Source organism: Agrobacterium sp. SORGH_AS_0745 (assembly GCF_030818995.1).
Taxonomy (GTDB): domain Bacteria; phylum Pseudomonadota; class Alphaproteobacteria; order Rhizobiales; family Rhizobiaceae; genus Agrobacterium; species Agrobacterium tumefaciens.
Map to the genome: position 1 here is coordinate 985,600 of NZ_JAUTBI010000001.1, position 21,045 is coordinate 1,006,644.

The following is a 21,045-nucleotide window of genomic DNA, read 5'->3' on the forward strand; positions in this document are numbered from 1 at the left end:
TCCCCGTCAGTCGTACCATCTACAGTTTTGAAAGAATGGCGAGCGCTTGTTCGTGCACGGCTTTGGAACCGGCTGCCAGAATGCGGCCGCCATTTTCCGGACGACCCCCATCCCAGGTGGTGATAATGCCACCTGCCTGTTCGATCACCGGAATGAGCGCGCCGACATCATAGGGCTTCAGGCCCGATTCGATCACCAGATCGACATGGCCGGCGGCAAGCAGGCAATAGGCGTAACAATCCACGCCATAACGGAAAAGGCGAACCTGATCCTGCACCTTGTCGTAAAGGGGCTTTTCTTCCGCCGTGAAGATATGGGGTGTCGTGGTGAACAGCACAGCATCCGACAGCGAAGCGCATTCGCGCGTGCGGATCTTGCGTTCACCATCCGGCCCGAAATACCATGCGGCCTCGCCGTCGGCGAAATAACGCTCTTTCGTGAAGGGCTGATCCATGATGCCCATCGAAGCGCGACCGGCCGACTGGAAGCCGATCAGCGTGCCCCAGACCGGCACGCCGGAAATGAAGGCGCGTGTGCCGTCAATCGGATCGATAACCCAGATATGTTCGCGATCGAGACCGACATTGCCGTGTTCTTCACCAAGAATGCCGTGTTGCGGGAAACGTGCCTCGATGAGGGCGCGAATGGCGCTTTCTGCTGCCTGATCGCCTTCCGTCACCGGGTCATAGCCGCCGTCCTCCTTGTTGGTGACGGCAATGCCTGTGCGGAAGCGGGGAAGCGTTTCAGCGCTGGCGGCTTCGGCAAGTTTGAAGAAGAAATCCCGGTCGGGCAGCATGCGAAACCTCATTGCCTGAATTATTGGGCCTGAATTGTATGGCGAAATGCATAGACCGGAATTGCACCCGCCGTCCACACGTACGGATGCAAGCAAGGCCGATTCCAAATTTTCAGCATAAGCCTAAAAAAAGTGCATAAAATAAAATGATTGACAATTGTGCATATAATGCGTAGCGTGATCCTGCAGTCTTTGACTGTAAATACCCTCCTTGGGTGTTTCCTCCCTAGACTTGACCGCGCCAAGGCGCGGTTTTTTTTGCCCGGAGCGTGGCCAGGCGGTTTGGAACAGAGATCTGAAATATCCTGGAATTTGATGTGTTATTCGGCGGCGAGCGAGGTTTCGATCGCGTATTCCGAAACGAAAACGCCGAGCTGGCGCATGAAGATTTCAAGCGATGCCTGAATGGCGGGAAAATCTGCTTTCTTCGAAAGCGTTTTTTCATCGACGTACAGCGCCCGATTGACCTCGATCTGGAGCGCGTGAAGAGAGCGGATCGGTCGGCCGTAATGTTCCGTGATGAAGCCGCCGGCATAGGGCTTGTTGCAGACCGCAACGAAACCCAGTTCTTCAAGAAAATGCAGAGCGGCGCGGGAGACCTCCTGGGAAGCACTGGTGCCGTAGCGATCGCCTATAATGACATCCGGCCGCAGGTTCGAGCCGGCAACGCGGATATTGCCCGGCATCGAATGGCAATCGATCAGTACCGCCATGCCGAAATTGGCGTGGGTGCGTGACAGCAGCCGGCGCAGGCAGGCGTGGTAGGGTTTGTAAATCGTCTCGATCCGTGATAGCGCCTCGTCCACCGGCAGGCGGTTGGCATAGATGTCCATATTCTCAGCGACGATACGGGGTACCGTTCCCAGGCCGCCGGCAACCCGCATGGAGCCGATATTGGCGTAGGGAGGCAGAGTGCCTTCGAACATGCGCGGATCAAGCTCGTAGGGCTCGCGATTGACGTCGAGATACGCGCGGGGAAAATTGGCTTTCAGCAGCGGCGCACCGATGTCGGGCGCAGCGGCGAACAGCTCGTCAACGAAATGATCTTCCGAGCGCCGGATCTCGTGCGAATCAAGCCGCGCCGATTCCAGAAAGGAGATGGGGTAACAGCGACCGCTATGGGGTGAATTATAGACGAATGGCAGGGTTTGAACGGCAGGTTCCGTTACTTCGAACAGCTCGTATTCACCCGTTATCCAGTCCATTCAGTGCCATTTACCATGTCGTAAACTATCAGGATGTTCATGTTGCCAGTTACGGTGCGGCAAGTCCATACTATCGACCATGCAGCGCTATACCGATTCTTGTGTTCACATGATATTTACCGTGAAAATCCTATAATCGGGCTAGGGTATCTCAAACATTGAGCAGTTACGGTCACTTATGATGAATCAGAAAATTCTTCTCGCTGAAGACGATAACGATATGCGCCGCTTTCTCGTCAAGGCGCTGGAAAAAGCCGGTTACAAGGTTTCTTCCTTCGACAATGGCGCAAGCGCTTACGACCGGCTTCGCGAAGAGCCTTTCTCGCTGTTGCTGACAGATATCGTCATGCCCGAAATGGATGGCATCGAGTTGGCCCGGCGCGCGACTGAACTCGACCCCGACCTGAAAGTCATGTTCATCACCGGCTTTGCGGCCGTCGCGCTGAACGCCGATTCGAAGGCTCCAAAGGATGCCAAGGTGCTTTCCAAGCCGTTCCATCTTCGCGATCTGGTGGATGAGGTCAACAAACTCCTTGTGGCGTAAGGGGTCTCAAAAAACCTTCACAAAACCGAAAAAAAGCAGTTGACGCATGAACCGGTTTTGTGGTCTATCCGCCGCCACGGAGGGCGTGTAGCTCAGCGGGAGAGCACTACGTTGACATCGTAGGGGTCACAGGTTCAATCCCTGTCACGCCCACCATCCGAATTCTTAAATATCAAGGCCTTGCGAGAAATCGCAGGGCCTTTTTGCATAGTGGCCTCAGTGTCAATCGAACCTGTCCCCTATGGAGTATGCGTCAACGGTCCCATCACAGGAACACGCTGCGACACCGTCATAAGTACCACTCCAACTAGGGCAAACAGGATCGGCAGGAGGACTTAGCGGCCTTCCATGAGGCATGGACATGGAGGAGGGCGTGATGAACCGAAGCGTTTGCGCGCTACCCGCCATTTGGCGTCCTGAGTGCATCGCGCCTTGCCATCCCTTGGTCTTAAGACATCCGACTGCCGCCAGCTGATTGGTATAGGCAAGCTGATTGACTGCCTATTCGATCCGCGGAGTTCGCTCGAGCGACGGGCTATCCTGTAGGCAGCCTCCAAACTATCCATGCGCTCCGCAATAAATTTCACTCAAAAAAATAAAATGCAAACCGGATTGACGCTTACCCGGTTTCCCGATATCTCAAACGTCATGCAATAAATTACACGACTTAAAATTTATTGCGTATTGGTCATTGTCCTTGGGAGGGGAATATGTTGGCTTTTCTGAAATCGACCGTTGCCGCGGGTGTTTTAGCCGTGGCGATTTCCGCAGGCGCCGGCTCTCAGGCCGCTGCTGCGGGCAAATTCGCCTGTGAACCGGGCGAGACCTATGTGATGAACGTCATGGTTTCCAGCCACCCCTATTGGGTGCCGGTCTTTGAAGGTTTCAAGCAGGCCGCGAAGGCCTTGGGCTGCGAGGCCGTTTTCACCGGCACGCCCGAATACGACGTCACCAAGCAGATCGCGTCCTTCGAGCAGGAACTGGTGAAGAAGCCGAAGGGTATATTGCTGCATCCGATGCAGGCCGATCCCTTTATCGAGCCTATCAACAAGGCGATCGACTCCGGTGTTTCGGTGACGACTTTTGCGGCGGATTCGCCGAAGTCGAAACGCACCGCCTACATCACCTCGGACAATGTTGCCGAGGCGAAATTTGCGGCTGACGAGATCGTCAAGAAGCTGGGCAAGAAGGGCGAATATGCCGTTCTCGAAAATCCGGGCCAAAGCAACCATGATCTGCGCGTCACCGCACTGATCGATTACATGGGGCGCACCTATCCGGAAATGAAGCTCGTCGGCCGCCAGGCGACCAACCAGGATGCAAACATCGCCTATCAGGCGGTGGGTGCCCTGTTGCAGGCCAACCCCAATCTAGGCGCATTGTGGATTCCTGAAGCCGGTTCGGCTGAAGGTGCAACGACCGCTGTTCTCGAGGCCAAGAAGAAGGTCCTGATCCTGCATGCGGATATTACCCCGGCGACGCTGGAGCACATCAAGCAGGGCAACATCTACATGTCCATCAATCCCAATCAGGGCGTTCAGGGCTTCATGGGTTTCATGAACACCTTTCTGGGTGCCCATTCGGATCTGATCGACCCCTTCAACGACTACAAGGTATCGGGCTTCAACCCGATGCAGGTGCCTTCGATGGACAATGGTTTCGCCGTGATTACCAAGGCGAACGCCGCTTCCTTTGATCTCAATGACTATATGAAGGGGCGCTGACGCGCCGCCCTGAAACAGGCGAGGTTTACGCCTCGCCGGCAAAGGGGAGCCACGTTCGGGAGGGGCGTTATGGGCGAGGTCATCCTCAACATGACGAATATTCACAAGGCGTTCGGGCCCGTGCGGGCGTTACGCAGTGCTGCCTTTGAGCTGCGGCGGGGAGAAATCCATGCGCTCGCGGGTGAAAACGGCGCCGGTAAATCGACGCTGATGCATATTATCGATGGCATTTTGCAGCCCGATGGCGGCGAAATCCTGCTGGACGGCAAACCGGTCAAAATATCCTCGCCCAATGCGGCGAACCGGCTCGGTATCGGTTTCGTGCATCAGGAGATTGCGCTTTGCCCGGAAATTTTGGTTGCCGAAAACATGTTCATGTCGGAGACCGGCCAAAGCAAATCCTGGTTCATGAATTATCGCGATCTTGGCAAGCGGGCGGCAACCATCCTCAAGGAAATCGGCGATATCGATCCCGCCAGCCGCGCCGGTGATCTGTCGATTTCGCAACAGCAGATCGTCGAGATTGCCAAGGCGCTGACGCTGGACTGCCGTATCCTGATCCTTGATGAGCCGACGGCGGCTTTGACCGAAACCGAGGCCCAGACCCTTTTCCGGATCATGCACCGGTTGGCGGAACGCGGGATTGCGATCATCTATATCTCGCACCGGATGGCGGAGATTTTTGAGCATTGCGACCGCATCACGGTGATGCGCGACGGTTGCCACATCAGGACGGAGAATATCTCGGAGATTTCCCCGGAGGAAGTCGTCAACAGCATGGTGGGACGGGTGCTCGATAAGCTCTACCCACCGAAACTTGCAGAAGAAGAGAAATCGAGTGACGTCATTCTCTCTGTTCGGGGACTGAACGAGGGAAAGCGCGTTTTCGATGTCGATTTCGATCTGCGCCGGGGCGAAATCCTCGGGCTCGCCGGCCTGATCGGCGCAGGGCGAAGCGAAATTGTCCGTGCGGTCTGCCGGCTGGAGGGAAAACCAAAAGGCGAGGTCACGTTGCGCGGCCGGCCGCTGAGGCTCAATGACTATCGCGACAGCATTCGGGAGGGGCTGGTCTATCTGTCGGAAGACCGCAAGGGCAACGGGCTGTTTCTCAACATGTCCATTGCCGCGAATGTCTCGGCGCTCGATGTCGGCAGGATATCAAACGGCATGGGCTTTATCGAACGGCGCAAGGAAATGAAGCGCGCCGACGAGTTGGGACGCCGGCTGAAATTGCGGGCAAACAGCGTCGGTGACGCTGTCTCTACCTTGAGCGGCGGCAACCAGCAGAAGGTGGCACTGGCAAAGATGCTGTCGGTGGAGCCACAGGTCGTCTTTCTCGACGAGCCGACACGCGGGGTGGATGTGGGCGCAAAGGCCGAAATCCACCGCCAGATCCGGGAACTGGCACGCGAGGGTGTGGGCGTGATCGTCATATCCTCTGAATTGCCGGAACTCATCGGTGTCAGCGACCGCGTACTGGTCGTGCGCGAGGGGCGCATTGCCGGCGAGGTTGAGGGTGAGGACATGACGGAAGAAAAGATCATGCAGCTTGCATCGATCAATATTGCAGAGAGCCCGGCAGGGGCCTGAGGGAGCGGGAAAATGGCAACATCGGAAACACCTTCGGGCATTGCAGAAGTGGCGGTTCGCCGCACAGGCTGGTGGGAACCGGCGCTCAAGGCACGGGAAACCGGACTTATCGTCATCATCCTCGCCCTTTTCGCGGTGATGTCTTTCATATCCCCGTATTTCCTGACGGTCGACAATCTGCGGGCCATGGCGATGGTTTTCGCCATCGAAAGCATCGTCGTGGTCGGCATGACGATCCTGTTAATCTCGGGCGGCATTGATCTATCCGTCGGTTCCGTCACGGCGCTTGCGATGGTTGCGGCTGGCTGGCTATTCCTCAACGGTGTCGATCCCTGGGTCGCGGCCGGGCTGGCAATCTGCCTCACCACGTTGGTCGGCATGGCCATGGGATTTCTGACAACGGTCATCGGCCTGCATCACTTCATCGTATCGCTCGGCGTCATGGTGATTGCGCGCGGCGTCTGCCTGCTCGCAACGGGCGGCCGGCCGCTCGGTCTCTACTCGCTGCCGCCGGAATTCAAATTCATCGGCCAGGGCGCGCTTGGCGGCATTCCGCTGGTGCTGATCATATTCGCGGTGGTGGTCGTCTGCTTCGATCTCTTGCTGCGGCGTACGACGGCATTCCGTAAGGTGTTCTATACCGGCAGCAATCCGAAAGCGGCGGCTTATTCCGGCATCCGCGTCGGCCGGGTGGTGTTTGCCACCACCACACTTTGTTCGATGCTGTGCGGTGTCGCAGGCGTGATCTACATGGCCCGCTTCGGGTCAGCACAGCCGAGCTTCGGAGTCGGCATGGAACTTAACGTGATTGCAGCCGCGGTCATCGGCGGCGCCAGCCTTTCGGGCGGCTCTGGCACCATTCTCGGCGCAATCCTCGGGGCGATCCTTCTGTCGGTCGTTTCCAGTTCGCTTGCCTTGCTCAATGTGTCTGTCTACTGGCAGGACATCATCAGGGGAAGCATATTGCTGACGGCGGTCCTGTTCGACCACTATCTTGTCAAGCGTCGCCGCTGAGCGCCTGTGGTAATTGGAGAGATATGATCATGCTGGATACCAAGGACGATTTCGATCAACAGAGGCAGATGTACTCCGTCCTGGTGCTGCATTTCATCGAGGGCGTGAAGCAGTCGGAAATTGCCGAGCGGCTCAATCTTTCCCACACCAAGGTGAACCGCATGATAGCGGCGGGCCGCAAGGCAGGCATGGTAAAGATCACTATCGCCAGTCCCTATCAGAGGCTGGTGGACCTCGAAAACGAGATCACACGCCGCTTCGGCCTCAGACAGTCGGTGGTGACACCGACGGTGTCCGACAATCCGGAAACCGCGCTGCAGATGGTCGGACGCGTGGCCGCCAACCACTTGCTGGAGACGATCCGCGACGGCGACGTGATTGCGATTACCGGCGGCAAGGCGGTGAGTGCCGTCGTCGATAATCTGGAGGCCGAGCGCCGTTTCGATGTGCGGGTAGTGCCGCTGACCGGCGGTGTCCAGGGCAAGCACTATACGGATGTCAATCATCTGGCCACGCAACTGGCGGAGAAGCTCGGCGGCAGCGCGTCGCTCATTCATGCGCCGCTATTTGCCGAGGATGAAGAACAGCGTGATCTCCTGATGAATGTCGCTTCGATCCGCGAAGTGTTCGACTTAGCGCGACAGGCGCAGGTGGCACTGGTTGGCATCGGTTCCGTGGAGGCGCCCGGTTCCGGTTATTACGATCTGCTGCCGGATGCGGCCCGTGGCGGGCAGGCGCTGGTGGATGCGGGCATTGCCGGGGAATTCCTTGCCCATCTCACCATGGCGGATGGGCAGCTGGCGCGGATCGATCTCAACTCGCGCGTGGTGGCGCTGGACCCCGGGCAGCTTGCCCGGTGCCCGAACATCATCGGCGTGGCGGCCGGGGCCATCAAGGCCGGACCGGTGGCAGCCACGCTTGCCGGCCGCTATCTGACCTCGCTCGTCGTGGACGAGGCGATCGCCGGCTATTTACTGGATCAGGAAGAGGGGGAAACTTCGTGACGGACAATTCAATATTGACCCGGACGATTGGCCGCAGCGGTATCAGCGCATCAGCCGTGGGGCTGGGCACCTGGGCCATCGGCGGCTGGATGTGGGGCGGCACCGATGAGCGGCAATCCATCGCCGCTATCCAGGCCTCCATTGACGCCGGCATTTCCCTGATAGATACCGCGCCGGCCTATGGCATGGGGCTTGCGGAAACCATCGTCGGCAAGGCGATTGCCGGCCGGCGCGACAAGGTGGTGCTGGTCACCAAATGCGGGCTGGTCTGGCATGTGAACGAGGGCGCCTATTTCTTCCACCAGGATGGCAAGCCCGTTCACCGTTATCTCGGCGCCGCTTCGATCCGCCATGAGGTCGAAGAGAGCCTGAAGCGGCTTGGAACCGACTATATCGACCACTATGTCACCCACTGGCAGGATGCGACGACGCCGATTGCCGAGACGGTGGAAATGCTTGTGCGCCTGAAGGACGAAGGCAAGATCCGTTCGATCGGCGCGAGCAACGTCTCGCCGGAGGATTTGGTAGCCTATATCGCCACCGGCGCGCTGGATGCCATACAGGAAGAATATTCAATGGTGCGGCGGGACATCGAGACGACGCTTCTGCCGCTTTGCCGCACGAGTGCTGTTTCGGTCCTGAGCTACTCGTCGCTGGCGCTCGGTCTCCTCTCGGGCAAGGTCGGACCTGAACGGGTTTTTGCAGGTGATGATCAGCGCAAGGGCAATCCGCGTTTCAGCCAGGCAAACCGCGAGAAGATCGCGCGGCTGATGCGGGGTCTGGAGCCGGTGGCCGAAGCGCATGGGGCGTCGATTGCGCAGGTCGTGATTGCCTGGACGATTGCCCAGCCCGGCATAACATTCTCGCTGTGCGGCGCGCGCGATCCGGCTCAGGCGGTTGAAAACGCTGCTGCGGCCCGCCTGCGCCTCGCGGAAAATGAACTGGCTCTCATCAGCGCCGGCGTTGCCGAGCATCTCGTGGGGCTCGATGCGTAAATCATGTAGCTGAGACGGGGCTTCAGGCGAATAGCGCATAATTTTCGCCACCCCTCTCTCTCGTCGCTTTAAACGTTTAACAACATTGGGACGCTGGTTGTTAGCCAGCGAACGGTACTCCTATGCCCAGTTTTCGCGAGGACGCTCTACGCCGCATCCGGCAAGACGGTGATTTCGACGCCGTCGTCGTCGGTGGCGGTATCAATGGTATCGCCGCCTATCGCGATCTCGCTTTACAGGGACTGCGGGTGCTTCTGGTAGAGCGCAACGACTTCTCGTCCGGTTGCAGTGCTGCACCCTCGCGCATGATCCACGGTGGCCTGCGGTATCTCGAAAATGGTGAATTCGGCCTTGTGGCGGAATCGCTGCGGGAGCGTGATGCGCTTCTGACGCTGGCACCGCATATGGTTCATCCGCTGCCGACGACGATCCCGATATTTTCAACCTTCAGCGGCCTGTTCAACGCGGCTGCGACCTTTGTGGGTTCCGGCGGAAAACCCGCCAGCCGGGGGGCACTGGCCATCAAGGCGGGCCTCATGCTCTATGACTTCGTCACCCGCAAAAATCGCATCCTTCCCCGACACACCTTCCGCAACGCACGCAAGACGTTGCAACGCTGGCCGGGCCTGACGCCAGGCATCAGATATTCGGCCACCTATTACGATGCGTGGATCAGCCAGCCCGAACGGCTTGCGCTGGAGCTTGTGATCGACACCCGGGCCGATGCGCCGCAAAGCATTGCGCTGAACTATGCCGAGTTTGTCCGTGCTGGCGGTGATTATGGTCTTAAGGTGGAGGGCACGGACGAAACCTTGCCCGTCCGGCCACGCATCATCGTCAATGCGACGGGCGCCTGGATCGATGAGACGATTGGAGCGCTAACGACCACACAGGCTGCGGGGAGGGCGAAACCGACCGTTTCCGGCACCAAGGGATCGCATCTGATCCTCGCCAACGAGGCGCTCTTTAAGGCCTTGAACGGCCATATGATTTTTTTCGAGAATGCCGACAACCGTGTCTGTATCCTCTTTCCCTATCTTGGCCGGGTTCTCGCTGGTTCGACAGATATCAAGGTCGATCGTCCCGAACGGGTGCGATGCGAACCGGAAGAGCGTGATTATATTCTCGATGCGGTCCGTCAGGTCTTTCCGCATATTTCCATCGACCATTCCGACATCGTCTACAGTTTCAGCGGCATACGCCCGCTGCCGCGCAGCGACGCGGCCTTTACCGGAAGAATATCCCGCAGCCATTTCGTCCACCGCGTGGAGGGCGATCCGCCACAGCTCTGCATGATCGGCGGCAAGTGGACGACGTTCAGAGCCTTTGGCGAACAGGTGACCGACGAGGCTCTGGCCTTTCTCGGACGCAAGCGGCTGACTGGCACAATGAACCGCCCGATCGGCGGCGGCAGGAACTTCCCCAGCGGTGCCGGGCGCCTGCCGGCCCTGCTGTCGGAGGAATTTTCGATCGACCGGGACCGGGCCGAGTATCTGGCATCGGCCTACGGTTCACGTGCCTTCGAGTTGATGGGTTTTTGTCGGGGCCGTCCGGATGACAGTCCGCTTTGCGAAAAACCGCCGATCACGGCGGCAGAGGTGGTCTGGCTGATCCGCTGCGAACATGTCCGCCATCTGACGGATCTCATCCTGCGCCGCACGACGCTTGCCATTACCGGCGTCATCGATGCCGATCTGATCGATGCGATCCTTGGCGTCGCAGCGCGCGAGCTGGGATGGGCGCCACAGCAGGCGGCGGACGAACGGCAGCGGCTCGTTGATGAACTGGAGACCTTTTACGGGGTCACGACGGCAATGCTTAAACACAGATGCAAGGAGAATGCATGATGATGCGGATTTCGAAAAAGGCGCGCATGAACCGGCTGTTCCGCAATGGTGGATGCTTGGACGTTGCCATTGATCACGGGGTTTGCAACGAGCCGAGCTTCCTCGTCGGGCTGGAGGATATGGCTCAAACTGTGGACAGGCTGGTCGAAGCAGCTCCCGATGCCATCCAGATGACCTACGGACAGGCGGACCTATTGCAGCAAAGGCCGCAGCGCGACAAGCCGGCGCTCGTCATGCGCATCGACATGGGCAACCCCTATAATTCAACGCGCCACAGAACCATGTGGTCGCAGCTCCAGAACTATCACGATCCGATCATCGGCGCGCTGGAGATGGACGCCGCCTGCGTCGTCGTGAACCTGTTCATGTTGCCGGACGAGCCGGAACTGTTTCGCCAATGCGTCGAGAATATCAGCCGCGTGCGCGCCGATTGCCATCGTTACGGCATGCCGCTGATGATCGAACCGCTGGTGATGTTGCCCAATGACGTGCGCGGCGGTTACCAGGTGGATGGCGATGCTGAAAAGATCGTCACGCTGGTGCGTCTTGCCTCGGAAATGGGAGCCGATATCATCAAGGCCGATCCCACCAGCAATCCGCTGGATTTTCACAAGGTCATCGAGGCAGCGCGGTGCCCGGTTCTGGTGCGGGGCGGGGGGCGTGAGGACTTGCGCAACGTGCTGGCGAAATCAGCGGCACTGGTGGCCGAAGGTGCGAACGGGATGGTCTATGGACGCAATATCTACCAGCATGACAACCCCAAGGCCGTCGTTGCCGCCTTGATGGCTATCATCCATCAGGGTGCGGGCAGCGAAGAAGCATGGGACATCTATAATCGTGGCTGATAAAAATCATATATTGGGTCTGGATGTCGGCAACACGGTGATCAAGGCGGTGCTGTTCGACACGGCCGGCCGGCAGGTCGCGCAACACGCCATCGACGGCCATTCGACATTTCCGCAGCCCGGTTACGTCGAGCGCGATCTGGAGGAGTTGTGGCGCAACGGATGCGAGGCGATCCGCCAGCTTCTGGCAAAATCGTCCGTCGATCCCCGGAGCATCCTCGCCGTCGGTTGCGCCGGCCACGGCAACGGTCTCTACCTGCTGGACAAGGATCAGCAGCCCCTGATCGGTATCCAGTCGCTTGACAGCCGAGCCGCCGATGTGGCGGTAGAGCTTGACCGGAAAAGCGGCGCGCAACTACAGAACCGTTGTCTGCAACGGCCTTGGCCCGCGCAAACGCCCAGCCTGCTGGCCTGGGTGAAAAGGCATGCGCCCGATACATATGCCCAGATCGGAACGGTGCTGTTCTGCAAGGATTTCCTGAACTTCCGCCTGGCCGGCTGTCTTGCCAATGATATTTCCGATCTCAGTGGTGCGGGGTTGCTTGCCTTCCCCGAAGCGAAGCTCGACCGGGAACTCCTGTCGCTCTACGGGCTTGAGGATGCCGTCGCCTTTTTTCCGCGCCTCGTAGAATCGGCGGATATCGTCGGCCATGTGACAGCTGAGGCTTCGGCTCTGACGGGGCTTTCCGAGGGCACACCTGTTATCGGCGGTTTTTTCGATGTCGTCTCCAGCGCCATGGGGTCGGGCGTCATCAACGCCGGGGAGGCTTCTATCATCGCCGGCACCTGGAGCATTAATCAGGTTTTCGCGGATAAACCGGTCATCAGCCCCGATGTCTTCATGGTCACGACCTTTGGACGTGGCCGCTATGTCAATATCGAGTCCAGCGCCACCTCTGCGGCCAATCTTGAATGGTACGTGCACCGTGTTCGCGGTGACCATGGTGACCATGCCTTCGAGCGCTGCAACGATCTGGTCGGTTCCGTTTCGCAACGCGCCGACGATCCGTTCTTCCACCCGTTCATCTTCGGCTCGCGACTGGGCGCGGAATTTCGGGGCGGGTTTTATGGTCTGGCGGGATGGCATGGCGAAGGCCACATGCTGAGAGCCCTGTTCGAGGGTGTGTGTTTCGAACACCGCCGCCATATCGGCGTTCTCAGGGAAGCGGGGCTGCCGGTCGACAGTGCCGTCATGTCCGGCGGCGGTTCCCGCAGCCAGCATTGGCCGCAGATCATGGCGGACGTTCTGGAAATCCCGCTGCGTGTCGCGGAGGCCCGCGAGACCGGCGCGCTTGGTGCGGCCATCGGCGCGGCCGTGGCGGTCGGTCTCTATCCCGGCTATGAAGCGGCGGTCGCAGCGATGACCCGCGTGGCCAGTGCCTACCGGCCGGATGCGGGGCAACTCCCGCATTATAGGCGGCGCTACGGCCTCTACACACAATTGACCGACCAGTTGCGCGGCTTCTGGAGTGATCTGCGTTTGCAGGACTAAAGGCTCCCGGTTTTCCTGATCAGCGGCACGCAATGATGCGTGCCGCATGAGCTTGCTCGTAGCTTGCAATATATGCTGGCGTTTCGGAAGGTTCGGATATCGCGTAATATTTTGTTTGTACTGTAATATTACGGTTTTATAATTTATTTCTGTTTTCTTAATTGCGCTAAAAATATGAATTAAAGTAATTTTTAAGCATAGTTTTCTAATATTATCCTCCGGTCTGGTTGCTGACATTTCGGGCTTGCGCGCAGCGACCTCAGCCGTCGCGGCCGGGATTTTTTGTGGGGATGAGACATGCTGTTTAAATCGACAACGGGCCGTAATATCTTCGCAGTCGCCGCATGCGGCGTCGTTGCAACGATCGCGGCTTCGGCCGTGCTGTTTTATCGGTCCTTTGAGGATACGAGGGCCAACAGTATGGAGCGTATGCAGCAGATCGCGCAAGCCGAAGCCTTGACGACCGAGAAAAATATCGGCGGCATGATTCACATCGTCAATAGCCTCGGCTCGGTTCTGGAATCGATGAAGCAGTCGGGCGATGCCGATCGGAGCAAGGCCGATCAGCTTATCCGGCACATGCTGGCGAACAATCCCGATTTGCTTGGTCTCTGGACCGGATGGGAGCCCAATGCCTTCGATGGCAAGGATGCGGACTTCGTCAACAAGGAGGGATATGATGCGACTGGTCGTTATGTACCCTATTGGGTGCGGAGCGGAGGCAAAATAAGCAACACCGCATTGACGGATTATACCACCGCGGGTCCAGGCGATTATTATCAGTTGCCCTTCACATTGAAGAAAACAGTCGTCATCGAACCCTATTCTTACGCAATCGATGGCAAGGAGGTTCTGATTACCTCGGTCGCCAAACCTGTCATCGTCGACGGTAAAACTCTGGGCGTCGCTGGCCTCGATCTGTCGCTGGAGGAAACGAACAAGGCGTTGTCAGCCGTCCGGCCGATGGGAACGGGCTTCATGAGCCTTGTGAGTGGCGGCGGCAAGATCATCAGCCATCCCGATGCGACGATAATGGGTAAGAACCTCGCAGATGGCGGCGCACAAACTGAAGGCTGGGATAAACTGATCGCCAATCCCGGAAAAGAGCTGGAAATGACGGCACAGGACGGCACGGTTTCCCTTGCCGTCGCCTTGCCGGTCATGCTCACCGGCGACATGAAATGGTACGCAATCGTCTCGGTTCCGGAGGACACGGTCTTTGCGCAGCTGCATGCAATGATGCGTGACGCCGTCCTGACGATCGTAACGGCGGCGGTGCTGCTGGCGATGGCCGGCTGGTTTATTGCACGGCGGTTCATCAACCGCATCACGAATGTCATCGATGAGACCGCCCAGATCGCTCGTGGAAATCTCCAGCTGACATTGAAGGATATCGAGACCAGGGACGAGATCGGCGATCTTGCCCGCTCGCTTGACGTTTTGCGCGAAAACAATCGTGAAAAAGCCTTGCTGGAGCAGGAAGCGGAAGCCAACCGAGCTCTTGGCGAACAGGAGCGGGTGGCCCGCGAACACAAGGCGGCCGATGAGGCGAGCGGCATCCGTTTCGCGGTTGACAGTCTGGCTCAGGCGTTGGCCAGGCTCGCAGATGGCGACGTGTCCTGTCGTATCAACGATCCCTTTGTCGAGCGGTTCGATGCCGTGCGCAACGATTTTAACGGTTCTGCCGGGAAGTTGCAGAACGCGCTTCTGCGGGTATCGGATAATGCCGCCGGTATTGATGCCGGCGCTAATGAAATCAAGGCAGCCTCCGATGATCTGGCAAGGCGGACGGAGCAGCAGGCTGCTGCCGTGGAGGAAACCGCCGCAGCTCTTGAAGAGATCACGATAACCGTGAAAGACGCCGCGAACCGTGCGCATGAGGCGGGCCGTCTGGTTTCCCGCACGCGCATCGGTGCGGAACGATCGGGCGAAGTCGTGCGTCAGGCCGTAATCGCGATGGAGCGGATCGAAAAATCCTCGAACGAGATTTCCAGTATCATCGGTGTGATCGACGAGATTGCCTTCCAGACGAACTTGTTGGCGCTCAATGCCGGCGTGGAAGCAGCGCGAGCCGGCGAGGCGGGCAAGGGTTTTGCCGTGGTGGCGCAGGAGGTGCGCGAACTTGCGCAGCGGTCTGCCGGCGCGGCGAAGGAAATCAAGTCGCTCATCACAAAATCGAACCAGCAGGTCGAAGAGGGCGTGCATCTTGTCGGCGACACCGGCAAGGCACTCGACGCGATTGTCGCCGAAGTGCAGGAGATCAACCAGCACGTCGCCGCGATCGTCGAATCCGCGCAAGAGCAGTCGTCCGGCCTTCAGCAGATCAATACCGCCGTGAACCAGATGGATCAGGACACGCAGAAAAATGCCGCGATGGTGGAAGAAATGACCGCCGCAAGCCACAATCTTGCAGGCGAGGTCGATGCGCTGAACCGGTTGCTCGGCCAGTTCGAGCTGGGTTCAGGCGCACTTGCTCATCGGGGGGCTCTCAAGGCGGCTTGATCGGCCGCCACGGGGTTTAGTTCGCTTCACGTTCAGCGTCGCCAACCACAGGAAGCGGCCTGACGAAGCGCTGTTCCAGAACCTCGCTTCCCCACTGGCTGCCGGGACGTTCCTCTACACAGGTAAAACCCTGGGCCTCGTAAAGATGCCGTGCCGCCAAAAGTCCGTTGAAAGTCCACAGATGGGTTTCGGCGAACGCTTTTTCGTCCGTGAACGCAAGGGCAGTTGCCAACAACCTTCGCCCGACGCCGCCGCCACGCACGCCATCATCGACGATGAACCAGCGCAGATGCGCGGTTCCCGGTCCCAGATCTTCACCGTCGATTGCGATGGAGCCGATGACATCGTCTCCACGCATTGCGACCCAGATCGCATTTTGCGGGCTTTCGAGCCGGTTGCAAAAGGAGGCGAGACCTTCGGCAACAACGGATTCGAAGCGCTGGCCGAAGCCTGATGTCCGGGCATAATAAAGCGCATGCATTTGCGTGATACGGGCAATAAGGCCGGGCCTGTAGCCCCTGACGATTTCGATCGCGGCGTCGGCCCGGTATCCCAGCGCGTCGGCATAAAGGCGAAGCCCGTCAAGGATTTTTTGGCCATCCGCAGGCGCGAGCCGCGACAGTGCGTTTGATACCTGTCGGTTGGCAAAGGTGTGGATGGCTTCGACCCGCTTCTGTCCTCGCCCGGCGAGGCGCAACCGCTTGATACGACTATCCTCTTCGTCCGTTTCTTCCAGAACATCGCCCGAAAGAACCAGTTTGCGAAGCATGCGGCTGATGCTCGACTTTTCAAGCCGAAGCATCTTTCCCAGATCGCGTGCGGAAATGCGTGGGCATGCCTCGATCTCGATCAGGGCGTGCACGGCGGAGGGCGGCAGATCGGTGCCGGCAAAGTCTCCACCCATGAAGCCGAGTTCGCGCACGAGCCGACGCGAGGTGGAGCGGATATCGTTTATGGGAAAGGGTCTTTCGGACATGCCAAAATCCATTATGGTTGCATCATGCAACCATAATCATATTCGATCGGTCTTGCCAAGGTCACCACTGCGCAGCGCCGATAGCGTGAAAACCTCTCGAAACCGCTGTGGTGGTTTCAAAGGGGTCATTCGGTACGGGTGATTATCCGACTATATTGTCGATAAGCTCGACAGGCCTCGATTTTCTCGCGCTGACACCGCTCTAGTCACGAAACCGCAGGTTCCGGCGTGTCAGTTGGTCGACGGTGGTGCAGCCCATCAGCTTCATGCCGCGCTCGATTTCGATGCGCATCAGCTCAAGCGCCCGCTCGACACCCGGCTGTCCGGCGGCGGCAAGCGGGAAAAGGTAATAGCGGCCAAGCCCCACGGCCTTCGCCCCCAGAGACAGGGCTTTGAGGACGTGCGTTCCGCGCTGAACCCCGCCATCCATCATGACATCGATACGGTCACCGACTGCGTCGACAATCTCGGCCAGTTGGTCGAAGGCGCTACGCGAGCCATCGAGCTGGCGACCGCCGTGATTGGAAAGCACGATGCCGCTGCAACCGATATCGACGGCGCGTCTGGCGTCCTCCACGGACATGACACCCTTCAGACAAAAAGGGCCGCCCCATTCACGCACCATCTGTGCGACGTCGTCCCACGTCATGGATGGGTCGAGCATTTCGGTGAAATAGCGACTGATGGAGAGCGCGCCGCCGTCCATTTTGATGTGGCCGTCGAGCTGGGGCAGGCTGAAGCGCTCATGCGTCACATAATTGATCCCCCAGGCCGGCTTGATGGCGAATTGCGCAATGCCGGAAAGATTGAGCTTGAACGGAATGGCAAAACCGGTGCGCTTGTCGCGCTCACGGTTCCCACCCGTGATGCTGTCCACCGTCAGCATCATCGTCTGCACACCCGCAGTCTTGGCGCGCGCCATCATATCGCGGTTGAGACCACGGTCCTTGTGGAAATAAAACTGATAGACCTGTGGGCCGCCGCTGATCCGGCGCGCTTCCTCGAGGCTGGTCGTGCCGAGTGAAGAAACGCCGAACATCGTGCCGAATTTTCCGGCTGCGGCCGCAACCGCCCGCTCCCCCTGATGGTGGAAGAGACGCTGAAGCGCCGTCGGGGAACAATAGACCGGCATCGCCAGCTTCTGCCCCATGACGGTGACAGACATGTCCACATCGGCCACGCCCCGCAACACGTCGGGAACGAGATCGCAATTCTCGAAGGCGGCCGTGTTTCTCCGGTACGTCACCTCATCGTCGGCAGCACCGTCGATGTAGTTGAAGATCGGTCCGGGAAGACGCTGTTTTGCCATTCGGCGAAAATCGTGGAAATTGTAGCAGTCTTTAAGTTGCATTTGTTAGTCCACCGATCCGCTCTGCAAACGTTAAACAGATGAAACCTGTCCCGGGAATTCTGCGTCTCATACGTCCGTTAAGCTGCCTCAGCTGCGCAGGCCCGGCGCTTCCTGTCCGGTGCTTTCTACATATTCCGTATATCCGCCGCCAAATTGGTGGATACCGTCAGGCGTCAGTTCCAGCACCCGGTTGGAAAGGGCGGCCAGGAAATGGCGGTCATGCGAAACGAAAAGCATCGTGCCTTCATATTCCGACAGGGCCTTGATCAGCATTTCCTTGGTGTCGAGGTCGAGATGGTTCGTCGGCTCGTCCAGCACGAGGAAATTCGGCGGGTCGAACAGCATGGCAGCCATGACCAGACGGGCCTTCTCACCGCCGGACAAAACGCGGCAGCGCTTCTCCACATCGTCACCGGAAAAACCGAAGCAGCCGGCAAGGGCGCGCAGCGGTGCCTGCCCGGCTTTCGGGAAACGTTCCTCCAGCCATTCCAGAATGGTGCTGTCGCCGTCCAGAACATCCATGGCGTGCTGGGCGAAATAACCGAGCTTGACGCTGGCGCCGAGAGTGACGTTGCCGGAATCCGGCGTGGTCGTGCCAGTCACGAGTTTCAGCAAGGTGGATTTTCCGGCACCATTGACACCCATGATGCACCAGCGTTCCTTGCGCCGCACCATGAAGTCAAGTTCGCCATAGATCGTGCGGCTGCCATAGGCCTTGTTCACTTTCTTCAGCGCGACGACATCCTCGCCAGATCTCGGCGCCGGCGCAAATTCGAAAGCGACCGTCTGGCGCCGCTTGGGCGGCTCGACGCGGTCAATCTTTTCGAGTTTCTTGACGCGGCTCTGCACCTGTGAGGCATGCGAGGCACGCGCCTTGAAGCGCTCGATGAACTTGATTTCCTTGGCGAGCATCGCCTGCTGGCGTTCGAACTGCGCCTGCTGCTGCTTTTCGTTCTGCGCACGCTGCTGTTCGTAAAAGCCGTAGTCGCCGGAATAGGTGGTGAGGTTGCCAGCGTCAATTTCGATGATCTTGGTAACGATTCGGTTCATGAATTCGCGGTCGTGCGAGGTCATCAAAAGCGCGCCGTCGTAGTTCTTCAGAAAATCTTCGAGCCAGATCAGGCTTTCGAGATCGAGATGGTTCGATGGTTCGTCGAGCAGCATCACGTCCGGGCGCATCAGAAGGATGCGGGCGAGCGCCACGCGCATCTTCCAGCCGCCGGAAAGTTTGGCGACATCGCCATCCATCATTTCCTGACTGAAGCTCAACCCGTCCAGAACCTCGCGCGCGCGGCCCTCCAGCGCGTAGCCGTCCAGTTCTTCATACCGCGCCTGCACTTCGCCGTAACGCTCGATGATGGCATCCATTTCGTCCATCCGGTCGGGATCGGACATGGCGGCCTCCAGCTGCCGAAGTTCGGCCGCGACTTCGCTGACCGGGCCGGCGCCTTCCATGACTTCGGCCACGGCGGAACGGCCAGACATTTCGCCGACGTCCTGGTTGAAATAACCGACCGTCATGCCCTTTTCGACGACGACCTGTCCCTCGTCGGGCTGTTCCTCGCCGGTCATCATTCGGAACAGCGTGGTCTTGCCAGAACCGTTGGGGCCGACAAGGCCGATCTTCTCGCCGCGATTGAGCGCAGCGGAGGCCTCGATGTAGAGAATGCGGTGACTGTTCGACTTGCTGATATTTTCGATGCGGATCATGACAGGGGCCTGTGAATGGGAGCGGCTCTCCTATGCCATGTGTCGCCGGCGCTGTCACCTGCCGCGCACGCCGTGCCAGCCATGCAACCCGGCAAGGTCGCCCCGGGAACATCGCTCCCCGGAAGCGGGGTCGTTTCCGGGGGATGCTGGCTTGATTTTCCCTTAATTGGTCAGCGTTGCCAAACTACCGGCAGCCTTGCGGGCAATTTCGCCGAAGGCGGTAACGATCTGCTCCATGTTTTCAGGCGCGTAATAATTGTCGAGACTGGACGCACAATGTTGCAGCAGCGACTTGCCCTTGTCCGGCGCCATGAACGCGACGCTGAAAATCTTGATACCGTCTTTCTTGGCCGTATCGCAGGTATTGCGCACAGTCTGGTCGATGCTGGAACTCCAGGAGGAGCTGTTCCCCGTCATTTCGCCATCCGTCATGAGAACGATGTATCGCTCGAAGGATTCGCTTTTCTTGTCCTTGTGTTCTTTCGCTTCAACGATATTCGCTTTTTTAAGGGCGTTGTATGCGGCATTCAGACTGCTGCGGGCATCCGTACCGCCAGACGGAAACTCCGGGATCTGTTTGTCGACATAGGTGGCAACGCTGCTAGTACCCCAAGTGATAGGCTGGGCCGCGTAGGTCTCATGCGTATAGACCGACGCTCCTGTTCGAACCAGTTCGGAACCGCCGTTGGCGGTATAAGTGGGATCGGCCTTGTTCAACGTCGCGACGAGATAGCCGACCGCGGTTTTTAGCGAAGTAGCCTTGTTGACGTAGCAGGGCGATGTATTTTTGAGATTGGGATAACTCCCCCAGTTATCGACCGTGTAGTTCTGGCACGACGTTTTCTTGGTGTTGAGCGTATCGGTCTTGAAGGACATCGAACCCGAGCGGTCGAGCACCAGATACATGGAGATCGGCGCGCCCTTGTTGACAGTGCTTACCGCGGTGCCTGTCGCGGCAAGATCGAGTGTTTTCGCCCCGAAGAACCCCAAGAGCGGATTAAGCTGCATCTGGTAGTTTATCGTGGTCTGGATGGTGTAGGTCTTGCCGCGCGCATCGTCCGTTGTGCCAATATTGACTGGAGAGTTTTTCTCGAGCGCCTTCTTCTCCTCCTCGGTCAGGGTCTTTTCCATCTGGCTGGCGATGAAGGCCTTGGCGATTTCCTTGATTTGTTCGTCCGTCAGAGCGCCTTCTTTCAAGCGGGCCTCGGTCGCGGCCGCGAGAGCCGCCGAATCCGCCGTGTTCTGCAGGTCCGCTTTCACCTGCATCACATTCGCCAGCTCCATGCCGGCGCCGGCAAAACCAAGCAGCACCGGCAGCAATATTGCCGTCATCATGCCAAAATTGCCGCCCGTATCGGCAAGGAAACGGCGCGTCATTTTTTGATATGCGGAGGAGATCATAACGGGCTCACTAATTAGAACATTAGACTGAGCGCAGGAAACCCGCAAA

Annotated in this window: 16 protein-coding genes and 1 tRNA gene; 11 read left to right on the top strand and 6 right to left on the bottom strand. The window is 58.5% G+C overall.

The genetic code is table 11. The features are described 5' to 3' along the window. Positions 1-19: 19 nt before the first annotated feature. Complete coding sequence (gene hisN / locus QE432_RS04420) at positions 20-796, bottom strand: histidinol-phosphatase (RefSeq protein WP_003511569.1); 777 nt, start codon at positions 794-796, stop codon at positions 20-22. 320 nt (positions 797-1,116) lie between these two features. Beyond that, complete coding sequence (locus QE432_RS04425; protein ID WP_065704484.1) at positions 1,117-2,001, bottom strand: N-formylglutamate amidohydrolase; 885 nt, start codon at positions 1,999-2,001, stop codon at positions 1,117-1,119. A 181-nt stretch (positions 2,002-2,182) separates the two neighbouring features. Between QE432_RS04425 and cpdR the strand changes: the two genes are divergently transcribed. The 11 genes from cpdR (at position 2,183) to QE432_RS04480 (ending at position 15,558) form a co-directional block, all read left to right on the top strand. Then, a complete protein-coding gene (gene cpdR / locus QE432_RS04430; protein ID WP_003497910.1) occupies positions 2,183-2,545 on the top strand; it encodes a cell cycle two-component system response regulator CpdR in 363 nt (120 codons plus the stop codon). Between the two features lie 81 nt (positions 2,546-2,626). Then, a tRNA-Val gene (locus QE432_RS04435) sits at positions 2,627-2,701 on the top strand. Between the two features lie 554 nt (positions 2,702-3,255). Then, complete coding sequence (locus QE432_RS04440) at positions 3,256-4,269, top strand: substrate-binding domain-containing protein (protein WP_306623451.1); 1,014 nt, start codon at positions 3,256-3,258, stop codon at positions 4,267-4,269. Positions 4,270-4,338: 69 nt separating this feature from the next. Next, positions 4,339-5,859 (top strand): sugar ABC transporter ATP-binding protein, encoded by a 1,521-nt coding sequence (locus tag QE432_RS04445; protein WP_065704480.1) that lies wholly within the window; start codon positions 4,339-4,341, stop codon positions 5,857-5,859. Positions 5,860-5,871: 12 nt separating this feature from the next. After that, entirely contained in the window at positions 5,872-6,873 is a 1,002-nt protein-coding gene (locus tag QE432_RS04450) for an ABC transporter permease (RefSeq protein WP_003511562.1), read from the top strand. Positions 6,874-6,902: 29 nt separating this feature from the next. After that, positions 6,903-7,877, top strand: a complete 975-nt coding sequence (locus tag QE432_RS04455) for a sugar-binding transcriptional regulator (protein WP_038494403.1) — start codon at positions 6,903-6,905, stop codon at positions 7,875-7,877. Then, complete coding sequence (locus tag QE432_RS04460) at positions 7,874-8,872, top strand: aldo/keto reductase (RefSeq protein ID WP_038494401.1); 999 nt, start codon at positions 7,874-7,876, stop codon at positions 8,870-8,872. Before QE432_RS04455 ends, QE432_RS04460 begins: the two co-directional genes overlap by 4 nt. Positions 8,873-8,994: 122 nt before the next feature. Continuing rightward, positions 8,995-10,719 carry a glycerol-3-phosphate dehydrogenase/oxidase gene (locus QE432_RS04465; RefSeq protein WP_306623453.1) on the top strand — a complete coding sequence of 575 codons (1,725 nt, stop codon included), beginning with the start codon at positions 8,995-8,997 and terminating at the stop codon, positions 10,717-10,719. A gap of 2 nt (positions 10,720-10,721) precedes the next feature. Further along, positions 10,722-11,564 carry a class I fructose-bisphosphate aldolase gene (locus QE432_RS04470; protein WP_003511545.1) on the top strand — a complete coding sequence of 281 codons (843 nt, stop codon included), beginning with the start codon at positions 10,722-10,724 and terminating at the stop codon, positions 11,562-11,564. Then, positions 11,557-13,056 carry an FGGY-family carbohydrate kinase gene (locus QE432_RS04475; RefSeq protein WP_306623455.1) on the top strand — a complete coding sequence of 500 codons (1,500 nt, stop codon included), beginning with the start codon at positions 11,557-11,559 and terminating at the stop codon, positions 13,054-13,056. The genes QE432_RS04470 and QE432_RS04475 overlap by 8 nt, the downstream gene beginning before the upstream one ends. A gap of 297 nt (positions 13,057-13,353) precedes the next feature. Further along, positions 13,354-15,558, top strand: a complete 2,205-nt coding sequence (locus tag QE432_RS04480) for a methyl-accepting chemotaxis protein (RefSeq protein ID WP_306623458.1) — start codon at positions 13,354-13,356, stop codon at positions 15,556-15,558. A 16-nt stretch (positions 15,559-15,574) separates the two neighbouring features. Here the strand turns inward: QE432_RS04480 and QE432_RS04485 are convergent, their stop codons facing one another. From QE432_RS04485 to QE432_RS04500, 4 genes are all read right to left on the bottom strand, one after another. Continuing rightward, the gene (locus QE432_RS04485; protein ID WP_306623461.1) at positions 15,575-16,534 is read right to left on the bottom strand and encodes a MarR family winged helix-turn-helix transcriptional regulator; all 960 of its coding nucleotides are present in this window, start codon (positions 16,532-16,534) and stop codon (positions 15,575-15,577) included. A 202-nt stretch (positions 16,535-16,736) separates the two neighbouring features. Continuing rightward, positions 16,737-17,885, bottom strand: coding sequence for an alpha-hydroxy acid oxidase (locus QE432_RS04490; RefSeq protein ID WP_306623463.1), 1,149 nt, complete (start codon positions 17,883-17,885; stop codon positions 16,737-16,739). 87 nt (positions 17,886-17,972) lie between these two features. Then, positions 17,973-19,595, bottom strand: a complete 1,623-nt coding sequence (locus QE432_RS04495; protein ID WP_003511539.1) for an ABC-F family ATP-binding cassette domain-containing protein — start codon at positions 19,593-19,595, stop codon at positions 17,973-17,975. A 162-nt stretch (positions 19,596-19,757) separates the two neighbouring features. Next, the gene (locus QE432_RS04500) at positions 19,758-20,996 is read right to left on the bottom strand and encodes a vWA domain-containing protein (protein ID WP_003511537.1); all 1,239 of its coding nucleotides are present in this window, start codon (positions 20,994-20,996) and stop codon (positions 19,758-19,760) included. Positions 20,997-21,045 lie beyond the last annotated feature (49 nt).